Source organism: Vibrio tetraodonis, from assembly GCF_003350295.1.
GTDB classification, from domain to species: Bacteria; Pseudomonadota; Gammaproteobacteria; order Enterobacterales; family Vibrionaceae; genus Vibrio; species Vibrio tetraodonis.
The window spans coordinates 130,658-145,060 of record NZ_QLYY01000008.1 but is presented as its reverse complement, the minus strand read 5'-3'; the positions used below and the strand labels follow the sequence as shown (position 1 = coordinate 145,060).

The window sequence follows — 14,403 nt, the reverse complement described above, 5'->3', positions numbered from 1 at the left end:
TCAACTCCTTTTTCTACAACCCATTCTTACCCTGTTTGACAAGGTATTACTCTATGTTCATTAGCTGGTACGAAGTGGTTTATCAGCCGCATCTGCGGGCGTGTTACTCGGCTCCTTAGTCTTTTTCCAAGACAAAGCAATACAGGCGACGACGATCATGCATCCCCCCAAGACTGTCATCCAACTTGGGATTTCCTGCCAAAAGATAACGCCCCACAACACATTAAATACCAACCCTATGTAACGTGTACCAGCAACTACCGCAGCATTCTCATGAGTAAACGCCTTGGTCAAAAAGATTTGTCCGATAAGCGATACAACTCCAATAGCGATAAGGTAGAGCCAAGTCACTCCCTGAGGCATGACAAAATCATCTTTCATCAGATAACCAGACACCAACATAGCGGTCATCAAGAAATAAAATACAATCTCATAGGTGTGGTGTCGCTTGCTTAGGTGACGAATTGTGATCGACGCACCTGCGGCAAACAAAGCACTGGCGACGCCAGCAAGGGCATAAATATTAAACGACTGATAATCAAATGGGTTAGTAACTAACCCAACCCCTGCAAGCACTACGGGAAGCAAGAATTTCGCTTTAGCGGGTAAACGCTCCCCTAATACAAGATGCGATAAGACAATCACAAAAAAGGGCGACAGGTACGCCAAAATGGCTGCATCAGCCAATGGAATATGGGCGATCGTATAGACAAAAGCCAGAAGATAGAAAGCCCCAAATAAACCTCTTAGCACCAAAAGTGGTACACCTGTGCTCGAGAAAGTCACCTTAGCCTGCCACATTAAACCGAGCACTAATACACTGCCAATAGCACTGCGGAAAAAAACAATTTCTGCACTGGGGATTGTTAAACTAGCCGCCTTGATTAACGCGTTCATCACGCTAAAAACGAAAGCTGAGAAAATGGCAAGCGCCACACCTTTATTCATGATTCACTCCTAGATCAGAAGGCAGCCATGCGAGACCATGACTCGCTTGGTCTTGATTGGATTGGTTAAATGGGTTTTCTAGCCCTCGCTCAAGTAACCATTGCTCAAAAACACCCAGCACTTGATTAATCGAAGTACAATCAATGCCGCAATAACTCGACAGGGATTGCAGCCAATACAATGCTTGTAAGTCTTCACTTGGAATTCTGGGCCAGTAGGCTTTTTCAAGATCACCTTTGGCAAAAGGTACCGCCGAGAAATCAAAATACCGTCCATCCTTATCTGGCGTAGAGAAAGGATCAATTAAGATCGCGCTATAACGAACATAAAGGCGGTATTCTTGTTCAATTGGCGTGCAATCCGTAAAGGTATCAATTTGATGGCGAGATAAACTTTGTTCATGAACGGGATAGTTATCATCGTTTAAAAACTGTAATAAGTTAAATGATTCGCCACCGAGTTTTTCAATCAGAACAGACACATCTCGCCATAAGGACACCATGGTTTGCATTGCAAATGGCGTGATCGGCCCTTCAGGGAATAATTTGTACATATACTTCTTATCCCCCGTCTCAGCAAAAATATGATCAAGTGAGAAGGGGTTAATAAACAATGCAGAATGAACGTAAAGCGTAATATTACGCCCCTCAACACTGAATCCACATTTCAGTATCTGAATTTGAGTATCAACTAAACATAACGTCTCTTTAAACAGTGAGAATATACCATGCTCGTCATGGCTAACGTGGGCATAAACACGTTTTTTGACTGCTTTTGTGATCACTCGCAGCGTGTGTTCTTTGGGTTCAAATTTCGTTGCTGCAAAGTAATTAGAAAAGACCACTACGTTGGGTGCTATCCCTTGCTGCGCAAAGAAACCTTGGGTGATTTGATGACCACCAAACCAGGATGAAAGCAGGACGACTTCCTTCACTCGTGTCAGACTTTCTATGGGTAACCCATTTAACACCGAAACTAAAGCATACGCGGGAGTCGCAATAACGATGCACTCCCAATCACCGTCAACAAGATCCAGATCTTGGTATACAGAGTCAATACAGGCTGACTTTGCCAAGTAAGACAAGTTTTCTTTCGCTGCATCAACTTGAACAGAGTCCCCATGGGTTAACCTGTCAGCACGAGCCTGCCAATGGGTGGATCGACGGCTGACCATACCAAGATGTGAGCAGTGTGGTCGAAGTAATGTCGCGGTTTGGATAGCCGCAGGGCCTGCTCCAACAATTAATAGTCGCCCTATTTGATGAGTCATATTAGGCTCTCTCCATTATGACAGTATCGTAAATGGCCGTTAAGTTCTCGAGACGACGCGTTTCCCAACCTTCCATCAGTTCTGGGTTAAAGGGATAGTTAAATGCAGACTTAATTCCATTACCAAAGCGTACCAACACACGATGAGAAGGAGTTAGAAAGGGCTTCAGGCGGTTCAATATCTCCCATTTATGCTCGACTAACGAAGCCACCAATATATGAGTCGGCTTAAAGTCATTAAACTCAGTGAGCAGGTCCTGACAGCCAAAGCTGGTTGGCAGTGCATCATGATCAAGATCGTTAGCCATACTCACTGCATGCTCATCAATATCAACGCCGTGTACAGCGGCGCCAGTCAGCTTTGCTATGGTAAAGGCAGACAAAGGGTATGACCCTGAACCGATAAACAAAACTCTAGAGTCAGGTGCTACACTGGCGCTATCGAGCTCGATGTGTACAGTGTTGGACAGCTGGTTTAAGTAATCGGTGATATCCAACTGATGAGACTTAGCGCACTTAGACTGGTGCTTTTCTAGCACACATAGGGCCCGAATCGAGGTTTCACGCAAGCGTTTCAGTTGTCTATCGTGTTCAGGATGATGTTTAAGCTCATCACTTAAGTCTTGTATGGATTCTGTCATGATCCAAGCGCAAAGCTCATCAAGCTTTTTTTGTAGTAATGCAAAGCAGTCACAGCTCTCTACGCTGTATTGGGTCAGTTTTTCTATCTGAGATTCAAATGTCGAGATAGCCACTAACAATTCATAATGGCGATGCGTCATCGGCATAAGTAGTCCTTGTGTATTTTCTTCTTATATTGTTGAACTAAAGGCAATATGGCGTTACGTGGAGATGCCCTTTATTACACTGACCAACATTCACATCAACTTGATACACTCGGCTAAGCAGCTGTTCATCAAGTACATCGCTTGGTGAGCCTGCTTTTTGAATTTTACCTTGATCAAGCAACAGTAAATGGTCGCAATAGCGTGCAGCCATAGAAAGATCATGTAATACCGCTATGGTGATGCATTGATGTTCAAGCGTGTAATCTTTTGCCAGCGCCAGCACTTGCACCTGATGTTTTAGGTCCAACGCACTGGTCGGCTCGTCTAAAAGTAAAACGGATGGACGACCAACTAATGCCTGAGCCATTGAGACTAATTGCTGCTGACCACCGCTTAAATGAGAAAAGGTACGAGTGGCAAGATGAAGCAACCCAAGCTCTCTCAAAATAGATTCAGCGGTCTGTTCCTGCTCTGGAGTAATGCGCCAAGTTAACGAATGAACCAAGCCCAGCAACACCACTTCAATCACAGTAAGTTGGCTCGAAGACTTATTGAGCTGGCACAAATAAGCATATCGATTGCGTGGAATGCTTTGACCATCGTCTAAAAATGCACCCAAACTCCCTTGACTGGGCATTAATCCCATCATCGTCTTTAATAACGTGGTTTTCCCTGCGCCATTGGGGCCAATAATGGCTGAGAACTCACCAGATTTGAATGTCGCGTTTATCGGTGTCAATATTGATTTTCCACCTATGTCAACCGCAACATCTTTGAGTGACAGATGCTTCATAGCCCACCCCGACGGTTAAGTAACAAATAAAGAAGAAACGGCACTCCAACTAAAGAGGTGATAATACCTATTGGAATAATTGTGCCAGGAATAATCACTTTACCGACCAAGGAAGATACACAAAGCAATAAGGCACCCATTAATGTCGACAAAGGCAAATAAAGGCGCTGGTCTTCACCGACTAAAAGGCGAGCAAGATGCGGAGCAACCAAACCAACAAAACCAATCGTACCAACAAAAGACACAGCGCCAGCAGTGAGTAGCGAGCAGAGTAAAAACATTTCTAGTCTGAGCTTTCGGGTATTAACACCAAGCGCCTGTGCGCGTTCCTCTCCTGAAGATAAGGCCGTCAACGCCCATACTCTGGGAAGAGAAAACAGCAGACCAATAATGAGGATCACACCAGCCACTGCAAACGATAACCAAGAGGCTTTCAACAAACTCCCAAATAGCCAGAACACGATTTGTTGAAGAACTTCTGGTGATGCTAGGTATTGGACTAAAGACTGCAAAGCCTGAAAGAAAAACAGCACCACAATCCCAGCTAGAATGAGGATTTTAGCGTCCATATTCTGGGAGCGGCCGATAAAATAAATCGCTAGGCTTGCGATTGCTGATGCAATAAAAGCAGCGATAGGCACTCCAAGCCAAGCAAGACCAAAGAGAGAAAATCCAGTGAGCAAGGCCGTAGCGGCACCAAAGCCAGCAGCAGCAGAAATCCCCAAGGTGTAGGGGCTTGCCAGCGGATTGGCGAGCAAGGTTTGCATTAAACCTCCCGCCAGCCCCAGCGAAGCACCTACCACTAAACAGGTAAGCGTGACGGGAAGCCGCAAATGCCACACTATAGTTGTCGACAGCGTATTCCCTTGTGGGCCGCCAAGTAAGGCATCAGCCACACTGTCTAAGCTTATCCATGAGGCTCCCGTACAAATATCCAAAAAAATAGAAATACAAAGCGCGATAAAAGTAATCAACAAAGCGCGGTATCGCCTTTGCTGGATTTTTCTGTAAACCCCGCCCTGATTTAAATTCATCTCATGAGAATGAGCACTGGATTGCACATTTCCTAGCATGACTTAACTATCCACCTTGATCATGAATGTTCCAGAGAGTTTTTGCGGCATGTATTGCTCAAAAAAAGCTCGGTGATGTGCCATAGGATCCACGTCCTTAAACGCCTCTGGATAGATAGATTTAGCGAGAAATTCAAGAAATATATGGTCATAAATAGTCCGAGTACCAGAGTGATACATACCATATACATGACCTTGCTTGACGGCGGTGATGTGCTCCCAGCCAGCTCTCTCAAGATACGGATGATAGGTGGCTTGCGCATCTTCTGCTTTGGTGCCAAAACCTAGCAAAGCACTGCCATTATGTTTGGCCCAGTGCGCACCGGAAATGAAGATAACTTCAGGGTCTTGGCTGAGCACATATTCGGGGGTCAGGTGTGCAGAACCATCAATTTTACCATTAGCAATGTTGTTGGCCCCTGCTACATTAAGCAAGTTTCCCCACATCGCATTCGCATAAGACTTACCATACTCCGCAGCTCCACCTGTACCAATTTCCACATAAACTCGTCTTTGTGGATGTTGACTCAGATACTTAGCCACTCGTCTTTGCACATCATTAACGGTTTGTTCATAGTCTTGAGCAATGGCTTCTGCCCGCCCTTCAGTTCCCATGACTTTGCCTATCACTCTCGCACTTTTTAAATGTCGCTCTAAAGTTTGTGCATTAAAATCAACGACAACGACTTTAATTCCGCTTTTTTCAAGCAAAGCGACCTTGTCACCCAAGGCATCGTATTGCCATGCTGCCAGCAAGGCGACATCTGGTTTCGTAGTGAGGAGCGACTCGAAATCAAAGGTTCCAGTGTAAATGGATCCAGAATCAGTAATGGTTTCAATTTCAGGAATGATGTCACGATACGTTTGCCACTGTGACTGACGATAGTCTTTCCAAGAATGACGAGGAAAAATAGCCACTTTCTTGTATGCATCTGGACCTGCAATAGCCAGATAGTCTTCGAAGTAAAAGCCTAAGAATATGCGCTCAGCAGGCGCTTCCAAAGTGATATGCCGACCCAGCACATCTTCAACCTCGATTTTGGCCAAGGCTGGTAGGTTAAGGCCTAACAAGAGAGTAATGAGCAGAATGCACTGATATATTGCCTTTTTCATTTTTAATACTGTTCAAAAATTACCATCGATTGAAATGTTATATCATAACATTATAATTTGAAACAAGTTTTATAGTTCATAACATTCAAATAGATTATCAAAATGCATTCGCGGGCATATTAGTGACACAAAGCAAACTTATCGCCTATGTATAACTTTGTCGTAAGCCTCTGACAAACCCATACAGAAATTGTTATTTCTATCATTATATTCCTCGGGAAAACTTCGTTTTCACTTTGAGGTTACCGTGAAGCTTAAAACGTTATACAAGATTTCCAAAAAAATAAATGGTACACAAAATAAGTTCACTGTGTATCGGAACCACTGCAGATTCTGCTTTCGCTATATGATTGCGCCAAGCGCAGCGAGAGCCGTTCAATCTATGCAGGAAGATCAACATATTCGAGACCTTTTTGACCTCAGGCCCAAGATGTACGATCAACCCACGCATCCTTATGTGTGTCTCAACTGGAATAAGGCAACTCGTTTAAAAAACCTTTCTGCCCACCTCAATTTTATGTCTAAGCAGTTGGGAGAAAAAAGCAAGCACGCTTATTCCGAGCAGGGGTATAAGCTTTTTTCGATTCAAGGAAACAATGGCGAAGAGTATGATGTGCGACTTTGCTCAGGCGAATGGCGAGAAGGCTCTCTGGGTTTATCCATTACCGATAAAGCGCTGCAAAGCATTTATTTCACCACGTTTTGTGTCACTGAGAGTGGCGACTTATTTATCGGCTGTATTCAAGGTGCCAGAGGCTCCATTGAAGATCGCTCTGATATTATTAAATCGTTAACAAAAGCTCAACACGGAATGCGCCCTAAAGCTCTTATTGTTGAACTGACCATAATGTTTGCTCGCCACTTTGGTTTGTCGAACGCCTATTGTGTCACCAACAAAGGTCATGTCTATAATGCGTCTGATTACAGAAGTAGAAGACAACGCAAAAAAATGGTGTTTGACTATGACGCATTCTGTCGCGAAATGAGTGGCATCAAACAAAGCCCCTATCAATTTAAACTGCCGATAGAGAGTATTCGCCGAGATTTAGACGATCTAAACCGGACAAAGCGAAAAATGTATCGCAAACGCTATGAAATGCTCGACCTCTACGAGGAAAAAATTAGGGCATCACTTGCGGCATGATCTATATCCAAATGATCAAACATTGAGTGATATAAACAGGCATTTTCGAAAAATAACTTCAAAAATAATTGAAGTTGTTAACTTGTGCGACCAAAGTATCTTGTTTGGGTATTCTAGGAGATGGATGATGATCTACACAACTACAGAAACGATTCCGGGCAGAAAGATTGAAACCGTGCTAGGCATTGTAAATGGCAATATTGTCCAATCCAAACACGTTGGACGAGACATTATGGCCGGACTTAAAGGCATTGTCGGTGGTGAGCTGAAAGGCTACACCGAAATGTTAACTGAAGCGCGTGAAATCGCTATTGAGCGTCTCGTTCAAGACGCCGCTAAGCTCAATGCAGATGCTGTGGTCGGGATTCGATTTACAACCAGTGCGATTACTGACGGAGCATCAGAACTTATGGTGTTTGGAACTGCGGTAAAGCTTAAAGCCAGCTACTGACTAAATTCCATCAATGCCGCAAGGGCAGCATTTGCTTTACTTGCTGGAACAAAAATGTGGTCGTGATAATAGGCAGCGATAACATTTGCGCTGATGCCTTTTGAGGCTAACTTGGTCGAAACTGCCGCGGTCAGGCCAACCGCTTCTAAGCTCGAATGCACTGTTAATGTTATTTGGCGATAAACACCTTCAAAGTCTATACCCGACTTTTCGGCTATGTCTTTTTCAAGCACTAGCGTTAAGCCTTCAGCTTCGATAAAACTTGCGAGGGGTTTAAGCTCAGTATAGTTTTGAAGATCACCTTCTACAGTGCAAAAGACAAACTCACCATAGCTCAGCTTAGGTTGCATTGAAGAAAGCAGTTGGTCTAGATCCGTAATACCTGACATCTATCGTTTCCTTGATTGTGGCTTTAAATGCAGATTAAAACATTAGATGCCAATAGATGTCAGGAATTTTTGTATTTGGTGTTTATTTTGTCCTGCATCCCTTCTTGGATAAGTTTATCCAAAGCCTTTTGGAGTTTCTCTATCGTTGCGTCCTCCACTTGTCGATTACAGGCAAGACCCATCTTAAGTGCAAAAATATCAATCACTTTCTCTATCGGTTGACCCTGATCAACCATTGCCAGATAACGGGACTCAGCTAAAGCCACCATATCAACTCTTCCGGCAAGCAGCTTAAGAATCGATTGATCTACGTTGGCCGCACTATCTAGACTAATAAAACCTTTATCTTTCAGATAAGCACCTGCCACATCCTCATTTTGAATCCCAATTCGATATTTCATTGCCTCATCAATAGTGCGAACGCTCACGCTGCTTTGTTTCGATTTCACCAGAACTGACATATTTAAAGACAGAGGTTCAACCCACTTAAAAAGGTTACTTCTTTCAGGCGTGTGTGATGTTGTGAATACACAGGTGTTGGCTTCAGTTAACGCTTTGTTGTACGACCTAGCCCAAGGAAAGACTCGGATTTCATAATCTATGTCTGCAAGACTGAATATTGCTTCAACCTGCTCAGTAGCAATCCCCTTCAAAACTCCATTCTCTGTATAACTGAGAGGTGCGTACTCTTCAGTGTTAATGATCAGCTTGCCATTTACAGAAGTAGCAAACAAAGCAATAAAAAGCGTGAATAAAATGGGTTTCATACCAAGCCTTATCAATCATCCCTCTAATCTCTATAGGCATAAAAAGCCCAGTTGTACATGTTTCGTTAATTCACATTTATAATGAGCCCTATCGTTCTCAAAAACTCAACGACACGAATGATCTATTTTCACCAAGATCTATAATTGGCTAAATCTAGGTTAATACGTAATAAAATAGTTATGCAAAATATTATATTGGTTACCGGCGCTACGGATGGGATAGGTTTAGAAACAGCCAAAAAGTTGGTTACACAGGGCCATCATGTAATAATCCATGGACGTAATCCATCGAAGGTTACAGCGGTGCAAAGCACGTTAAAAAGCATCGGTAAAGGTAAAATAGATTCATTGGTTGCTGACTTATCCTCCTTTGAGGCCATTTATAAGATGATAAATACCATAAATCAAACCTACGATAAGTTGGATGTTATCATTAATAACGCTGGTATTTTCTCCACTTCACAGACGATAACCGACAAAGGCTTGGATGTGCGATTTATGGTCAATACTATCGCTCCTTACCTCATAACTCATCGGCTTCAGCCTGTAATGACCCCATCTAGTCGCGTTATAAACCTCTCGTCTGCCGCACAAACACCTGTAAACTTGCTTGCTCTAGAGGGAAAACTGCCGCTTAGTGATGGTGAAGCTTACGCACAAAGCAAGCTCGCCCTGACCATGTGGTCAAGAAAAGTTGGTACAGACTGTAGGACTTCAGGGCCATTAATCGTCGCGGTGAATCCAAAATCGTTTCTTGGCAGCAAAATGGTCAAAGATGCTTATGGTGTAGCAGGTGGTGACATTAGCCAAGGTGCGGATATCTTAGTCAAAGCGGCTATCTCTGACGAATTCGCCCAAGCATATGGTGAGTATTTCGACAATGATATAGAAGCATTTACGTCTCCGCATAGAGATGCTCTCGACAATGACAAGATCAGTGAAGTGCTAAAAACCATAGAGAAAGTCATAGCGATGCACAGTCCATTGCCGAGCTAAGCTTAAAACACACGGGTGCTATATCACCTAAACTGTTAACTAGAAGATAATTTTGTCGATGGCAATAATACAGGCTATGCAATGAAGGCATCAATAATCAGCGTATTCATTTTGATATTCAGTCAAGTATCGTATGGAAAGAATCTAATAATAGGTGTGGAAAATATTGATTATCACCCTATCTCCTCGATTAAGTCTGGTGAGTATGCTGGCTATGCAAGGGAGCTGCTTGACCATTTTGCAGCAAAATATAATCACACCATCACATATCGGCCGCTACCCATTGTTCGTCTTTTTCATGAACTTGTTGAAGATGAAATAGATTTAAAATTTCCTGACAACCCAAACTGGGCAAGCGATTTTAAACAAGGCACCGATATAACATACAGTCAATCTGCATTGAGCTATATCGATGGCATCATGGTTTCCGCCGGCAAACTTGGTCAAACCAAACTCAAAACTTTAGGCATAGTAAGAGGCTTTACTCCTTATGCGGTCATTAATGAGGTGAACCAAGGAGCAATCAAGGTCAAAGAGTTCAATAACATTAAAACTCTCATCAGTATTTTCCTCAATAGGGACGATGTTGAAGGTGTATATTTTAATGTTGCAGTCGCCAGCTATACCATGAGATCACTTGGGATCGATGATGAAATGATAGCTTTTGACCCCTCTCTCCCACACATCAATGGTGATTACTTTCTATCGACGGTGAAACATACAGAAATCGTCAAAGAGTTTGATGAATTCTTGAAAAAGAATGCTTCATTTGTTGAAAAATTGAAGGGAAAGTATGGGCTAGATTAACGAGCTTTAAATATTATGGATCACTGCCTCTTCTTACCATACCCATAGTCGTATTAATCCTAATGGTCGTTATGCTATGTTAGCTCTATTAATCAACCAGAGCCAAAGACTCTTTTAACATGCAGTTAAATTCTTTAATCGCAAAACAAATTGTTGAGCGTGCGACCAAAATCATTCAGTACCCCGTTAACGTCATGGATGAACATGGACACATCATTGGGTCGAGCGATCCAAGCCGATTGAACAAACTCCATGACGGTGCTCTATTGGCAATCCATGATAATCGTATTGTCGAAATCAGTGATGGGACTGCTAAGACCTTAATGGGGGTAAAACAAGGCATTAATTTACCCATTTTACATCAAGACAAGGTCATTGGTGTGGTCGGTATTTCAGGCAACCCTGACGAGGTGCGCCGCTTAGGAGAAATGGTCAAAATGACCGCTGAGTTGATTGTCGAGCAAGCAGATTTAATGGCTCAGATTCAGTGGAACAAGCGTCATCGAGAAGAACTTCTATTGCAGCTTATTCAAGGCTCGACATTAAATGAAACACAATTGCTATCCATAGCTGAACGATTAGACCTAGATCTGTCTCAACCAAGGGTAGCTGCAGCTATCAAGGTGATACCAAAACAAGGGCAACCTCTAACACTAGAGCAGCTACAAAAGCTGGTCCATCTACTGGAATACCCTGAACGAGATAACATAGTCGGTATTGTGTCAGTTTCGCAAAATGAAGTTGTGGTACTTAAACCCATCACTGTCGTCAACCAATCATGGAGCAAAATAGAAGAGAACAAGCGAGTCAAACGCCTGCTCAAACGAATCAGTCAAGAGACCGACTTTTCAATTCAAATTGCCATAGGGGACTATTTTCCCGGTTTGGTTGGTCTGTCTCGCTCTTACGAAACAGCGAAGGCTACCTTATCTTGTAGTAGTAGCAAACAAGCGATCCTTTTTTATCAAGATCATAAACTATCGGTGCTTATTGATGGTTTGATGCAAGATGAATGGCGTAAAGCACAAGTCAGCCAACCTATCCATCTATTAAAACAAGAAGATGCTAGAGGCACCTTGATAAAAACTTTGACCGTATTTTTTGCACAAAATTGCGATCTTACTCAAACTTGTGCAGAACTCCATATCCACCGCAACACATTAAGATACAGACTAGATAAGATAGAACACATAACTAGACTTAAAATCAATAATATAGATGAGAAAATTCAACTTTATTTAGCTTTAAGGTGCATATAAGCTAACCATATTTATTGTGCAGAATTACAAAAATATCTTGTTTACAAGTACCGATATTGTCATTTTGCCTAAAGATTTCTTACCACTCATCGCTTAGTCTGCGTTCAGTTTCATCAATAAGCGAGAATAAAAATAAAATGATAGAAGTCACCACTCTTGGCGCATTAACCGCTTTGGTTGTCGCTATTACCCTTATACTGAAGAAAGTCCCGCCCGCGTATGGAATGATCATCGGCGCCCTGATCGGCGGTGTTGTCGGTGGGGTCTCTCTCACAGAGACTGTCGGCTTGATGATTGGCGGCGCGCAGGGCATTGTTACGGCAGTACTGCGCATACTAGCAGCTGGGGTACTTGCAGGCGTACTGATAGAATCAGGCGCAGCAACCTCAATTGCAGAGACCATAGTCAAAAAAGTCGGTGAAACACGCGCTTTACTGGCTTTGGCCATAGCGACCATGATTCTCACTGCTGTGGGTGTGTTTGTCGATGTAGCGGTTATTACTGTATCGCCTATTGCACTTGCCATCGCTCGCCGCGCCGCTCTATCAAAAACCGCTATCCTATTGGCCATGGTGGGTGGTGGAAAAGCAGGTAATATCATGTCTCCTAATCCCAATGCCATTGCAGCAGCAGATGCCTTTGACGTACCCCTTACATCAGTAATGGCAGCAGGTATTATTCCTGGCCTGTTTGGCCTGATATTAGCCTATCTGATGGCAAAAAAATTAATCCATAAAGGCTCAAAAGTCGAAGCCACAGAAGTCATCGATATCGACCACTCTCGCATCCCCAGTTTCAAGCTTGCCATTGTAGCCCCTTTGGTCGCTATCGTCCTTTTATCACTACGCCCTATTGCGAATATTAATATTGATCCACTCATTGCCTTGCCTCTAGGCGGACTGCTTGGCGCGCTTGTCATGGGACGCTTTGCCGATACCAACCATTTCGCCGTTTCAGGGCTTAGCCGAATGGCACCTGTCGCGGTAATGCTGCTTGGCACAGGCACCTTAGCTGGCGTTATCGCTCACTCAGGGTTAAAAGATGGTTTGATTGAAGTGCTCACGGCTTCAGGTTTACCTTCGTTTCTACTTGCTCCAATTTCAGGTGCGATGATGTCATTAGCAACCGCCTCCACCACGGCTGGCACAGCTGTAGCTTCCTCTGTATTTAGTGACACCATTTTACATCTAGGTGTACCCGCTTTGGCTGGGGCGGCTATGATTCATTCAGGTGCCACTGTACTTGATCATATGCCTCACGGCAGTTTTTTCCATGCCACTGGCGGCGCACTTCATATGGATATTAAAGAACGCCTAAAGCTCATTCCCTACGAGTCTGTCGTCGGCCTGATGATTGCCTTTGTTTCAACAATGATGTTTGGTGTGTTTGGTTGGTTTGTTTAAAACCCCAGTACTGCTTAGATGCAAATTAACCTTAGTTTGAGGATAGAAAATGAAAATTGTCATCGCACCTGATTCTTACAAAGAAAGCTTAACCGCAATGGAAGTTGCTACAGCAATTGAACAGGGCTTTAAAAAGGTAATGCCCAATGCGGAGTATATTAAGCTACCGATGGCTGATGGAGGTGAAGGCACAGTTCAATCACTAGTAGATGCAACGAATGGAAGTATTTTAACCGCTAAGGTTACAGGTCCATTGGGCGAGACTGTTAAAGGTTTCTATGGATTATTAGGTGATGGCTCTACCGCTGTGATTGAAATGGCTGCAGCATCTGGCCTTCACCTCGTGGCTCCGGCCGAACGTAACCCTATGCTTACCACTACATTTGGCACTGGCGATCTGATTAGGCAAGCGTTAGATTTAGGTGTCACACACATCATTCTTGGTATTGGTGGCAGTGCAACCAATGATGGTGGCATGGGCATGGCACAAGCACTCGGCGCTCGTTTCTATGATAAATCAGGCGCAGACTTAGGATATGGGGGTGGTGCTCTATCTGAGCTAGCAAGAATCGATCTATCTGGCTTGGACAAGCGTTTAGCAGATGTAACACTGGAGGTTGCCTGTGATGTTGACAATCCCCTATGCGGCCCCAAAGGCGCATCCCATGTTTTTGGCCCACAAAAGGGCGCCACACCTGAAATGGTGGAGCAACTTGATACAAACCTTGCCCACTTCGCTGATGTGATCAGTCAAACGACTGGCAGAGAAGTGATCAACCAAGCGGGAGCTGGCGCAGCAGGCGGGCTAGGTGCGGCGCTGCTTGGTCTATTGAATGCAAAGTTGCGTGCTGGAATCAATATTGTGACGGACTTTGTAAAGCTTGAACAAGAAGTCAAAGACGCCACTCTGGTGATCACAGGTGAAGGGCGTATCGACAGCCAAACCATTTATGGTAAAACACCAATTGGCGTAGCTAGGATTGCTAAACAGTTTCACCTACCCGTTATTGGTATTGCGGGAAGCGTGTCTAAGGACTGTCATGTGGTGCATAAGCACGGTATCGATGCGGTTTATAGTGTAGTGCTTGGTGCGACTGACCTTTCCAGCGCGTTAAAAGAAGCAAAATCAAACATTGAAATAACAGCACGAAATATAGCCACAGCGCTCGCGCTCCGTCTGAAATAACCCCTAAGTTTACAGTG

General features: G+C 43.7%; 15 protein-coding genes. 7 read left to right on the top strand and 8 right to left on the bottom strand.

Annotated elements, in window-relative coordinates:
- Positions 1-60: 60 nt before the first annotated feature.
- Genes DPF90_RS05840 through DPF90_RS05815 form a run of 6 tightly spaced genes read right to left on the bottom strand, consistent with a single transcriptional unit; the run spans position 61 to position 5,984 of the window.
- A complete protein-coding gene (locus DPF90_RS05840) occupies positions 61-948 on the bottom strand; it encodes a DMT family transporter (protein WP_114785389.1) in 888 nt (295 codons plus the stop codon).
- On the bottom strand, positions 941-2,218 hold the full coding sequence (locus tag DPF90_RS05835) for an opine metallophore biosynthesis dehydrogenase (RefSeq protein WP_114785388.1): 1,278 nt from the start codon (positions 2,216-2,218) through the stop codon (positions 941-943). The genes DPF90_RS05840 and DPF90_RS05835 overlap by 8 nt, the downstream gene beginning before the upstream one ends.
- A 1-nt stretch (position 2,219) precedes the next feature.
- The gene (locus tag DPF90_RS05830; RefSeq protein ID WP_114785387.1) at positions 2,220-3,005 is read right to left on the bottom strand and encodes a nicotianamine synthase family protein; all 786 of its coding nucleotides are present in this window, start codon (positions 3,003-3,005) and stop codon (positions 2,220-2,222) included.
- A 37-nt stretch (positions 3,006-3,042) separates the two neighbouring features.
- Positions 3,043-3,798: an ABC transporter ATP-binding protein gene (locus tag DPF90_RS05825; RefSeq protein WP_114785386.1), complete on the bottom strand. Its 756-nt coding sequence runs from the start codon at positions 3,796-3,798 to the stop codon at positions 3,043-3,045.
- The gene (locus DPF90_RS05820; RefSeq protein ID WP_205395168.1) at positions 3,795-4,871 is read right to left on the bottom strand and encodes a FecCD family ABC transporter permease; all 1,077 of its coding nucleotides are present in this window, start codon (positions 4,869-4,871) and stop codon (positions 3,795-3,797) included. Before DPF90_RS05820 ends, DPF90_RS05825 begins: the two co-directional genes overlap by 4 nt.
- A gap of 3 nt (positions 4,872-4,874) precedes the next feature.
- Complete coding sequence (locus DPF90_RS05815; protein ID WP_114785385.1) at positions 4,875-5,984, bottom strand: ABC transporter substrate-binding protein; 1,110 nt, start codon at positions 5,982-5,984, stop codon at positions 4,875-4,877.
- Between the two features lie 247 nt (positions 5,985-6,231).
- Between DPF90_RS05815 and DPF90_RS05810 the strand changes: the two genes are divergently transcribed.
- Together DPF90_RS05810 and DPF90_RS05805 are read left to right on the top strand one after the other, a co-directional pair.
- Positions 6,232-7,128 carry a DUF535 family protein gene (locus DPF90_RS05810; RefSeq protein WP_338062860.1) on the top strand — a complete coding sequence of 299 codons (897 nt, stop codon included), beginning with the start codon at positions 6,232-6,234 and terminating at the stop codon, positions 7,126-7,128.
- Between the two features lie 127 nt (positions 7,129-7,255).
- A complete protein-coding gene (locus DPF90_RS05805; protein ID WP_114785383.1) occupies positions 7,256-7,579 on the top strand; it encodes a heavy metal-binding domain-containing protein in 324 nt (107 codons plus the stop codon).
- Here DPF90_RS05805 and DPF90_RS05800 read toward each other — a convergent pair.
- Positions 7,573-7,968, bottom strand: a complete 396-nt coding sequence (locus tag DPF90_RS05800; protein ID WP_114785382.1) for an ACT domain-containing protein — start codon at positions 7,966-7,968, stop codon at positions 7,573-7,575. The genes DPF90_RS05805 and DPF90_RS05800 overlap by 7 nt on opposite strands.
- 59 nt (positions 7,969-8,027) lie before the next feature.
- Positions 8,028-8,735 (bottom strand): substrate-binding periplasmic protein, encoded by a 708-nt coding sequence (locus tag DPF90_RS05795; RefSeq protein WP_114785381.1) that lies wholly within the window; start codon positions 8,733-8,735, stop codon positions 8,028-8,030.
- Between the two features lie 180 nt (positions 8,736-8,915).
- On the opposite strand from DPF90_RS05795, the gene DPF90_RS05790 reads away from it, so the two are divergent.
- The 5 genes from DPF90_RS05790 (at position 8,916) to DPF90_RS05770 (ending at position 14,386) form a co-directional block, all read left to right on the top strand.
- A complete protein-coding gene (locus DPF90_RS05790; RefSeq protein ID WP_114785380.1) occupies positions 8,916-9,731 on the top strand; it encodes an SDR family NAD(P)-dependent oxidoreductase in 816 nt (271 codons plus the stop codon).
- Between the two features lie 81 nt (positions 9,732-9,812).
- A complete protein-coding gene (locus DPF90_RS05785; protein WP_114785379.1) occupies positions 9,813-10,538 on the top strand; it encodes a type 2 periplasmic-binding domain-containing protein in 726 nt (241 codons plus the stop codon).
- A 119-nt stretch (positions 10,539-10,657) separates the two neighbouring features.
- Positions 10,658-11,797 carry a sugar diacid recognition domain-containing protein gene (locus DPF90_RS05780; protein WP_114785378.1) on the top strand — a complete coding sequence of 380 codons (1,140 nt, stop codon included), beginning with the start codon at positions 10,658-10,660 and terminating at the stop codon, positions 11,795-11,797.
- A 137-nt stretch (positions 11,798-11,934) separates the two neighbouring features.
- Positions 11,935-13,200 (top strand): GntP family permease, encoded by a 1,266-nt coding sequence (locus tag DPF90_RS05775; RefSeq protein WP_114785377.1) that lies wholly within the window; start codon positions 11,935-11,937, stop codon positions 13,198-13,200.
- A 49-nt stretch (positions 13,201-13,249) separates the two neighbouring features.
- The gene (locus DPF90_RS05770; RefSeq protein ID WP_114785376.1) at positions 13,250-14,386 is read left to right on the top strand and encodes a glycerate kinase; all 1,137 of its coding nucleotides are present in this window, start codon (positions 13,250-13,252) and stop codon (positions 14,384-14,386) included.
- The last annotated feature ends 17 nt before the right edge of the window (positions 14,387-14,403 follow it).

Bases quoted from the DNA above. Each gene is read 5' to 3' on its own strand.
- DPF90_RS05840 (WP_114785389.1), bottom strand. From the start codon at position 948: ATGAATAAAGGTGTGGCGCTTGCCATTTTCTCAGCTTTCGTTTTTAGC.
- DPF90_RS05835 (WP_114785388.1), bottom strand. From the start codon at position 2,218: ATGACTCATCAAATAGGGCGACTATTAATTGTTGGAGCAGGCCCTGCG.
- DPF90_RS05830 (WP_114785387.1), bottom strand. From the start codon at position 3,005: ATGCCGATGACGCATCGCCATTATGAATTGTTAGTGGCTATCTCGACA.
- DPF90_RS05825 (WP_114785386.1), bottom strand. From the start codon at position 3,798: ATGAAGCATCTGTCACTCAAAGATGTTGCGGTTGACATAGGTGGAAAA.
- DPF90_RS05820 (WP_205395168.1), bottom strand. From the start codon at position 4,871: ATGCTAGGAAATGTGCAATCCAGTGCTCATTCTCATGAGATGAATTTA.
- DPF90_RS05815 (WP_114785385.1), bottom strand. From the start codon at position 5,984: ATGAAAAAGGCAATATATCAGTGCATTCTGCTCATTACTCTCTTGTTA.
- DPF90_RS05805 (WP_114785383.1), top strand. From the start codon at position 7,256: ATGATCTACACAACTACAGAAACGATTCCGGGCAGAAAGATTGAAACC.
- DPF90_RS05800 (WP_114785382.1), bottom strand. From the start codon at position 7,968: ATGTCAGGTATTACGGATCTAGACCAACTGCTTTCTTCAATGCAACCT.
- DPF90_RS05795 (WP_114785381.1), bottom strand. From the start codon at position 8,735: ATGAAACCCATTTTATTCACGCTTTTTATTGCTTTGTTTGCTACTTCT.
- DPF90_RS05790 (WP_114785380.1), top strand. From the start codon at position 8,916: ATGCAAAATATTATATTGGTTACCGGCGCTACGGATGGGATAGGTTTA.
- DPF90_RS05785 (WP_114785379.1), top strand. From the start codon at position 9,813: ATGAAGGCATCAATAATCAGCGTATTCATTTTGATATTCAGTCAAGTA.
- DPF90_RS05780 (WP_114785378.1), top strand. From the start codon at position 10,658: ATGCAGTTAAATTCTTTAATCGCAAAACAAATTGTTGAGCGTGCGACC.
- DPF90_RS05775 (WP_114785377.1), top strand. From the start codon at position 11,935: ATGATAGAAGTCACCACTCTTGGCGCATTAACCGCTTTGGTTGTCGCT.
- DPF90_RS05770 (WP_114785376.1), top strand. From the start codon at position 13,250: ATGAAAATTGTCATCGCACCTGATTCTTACAAAGAAAGCTTAACCGCA.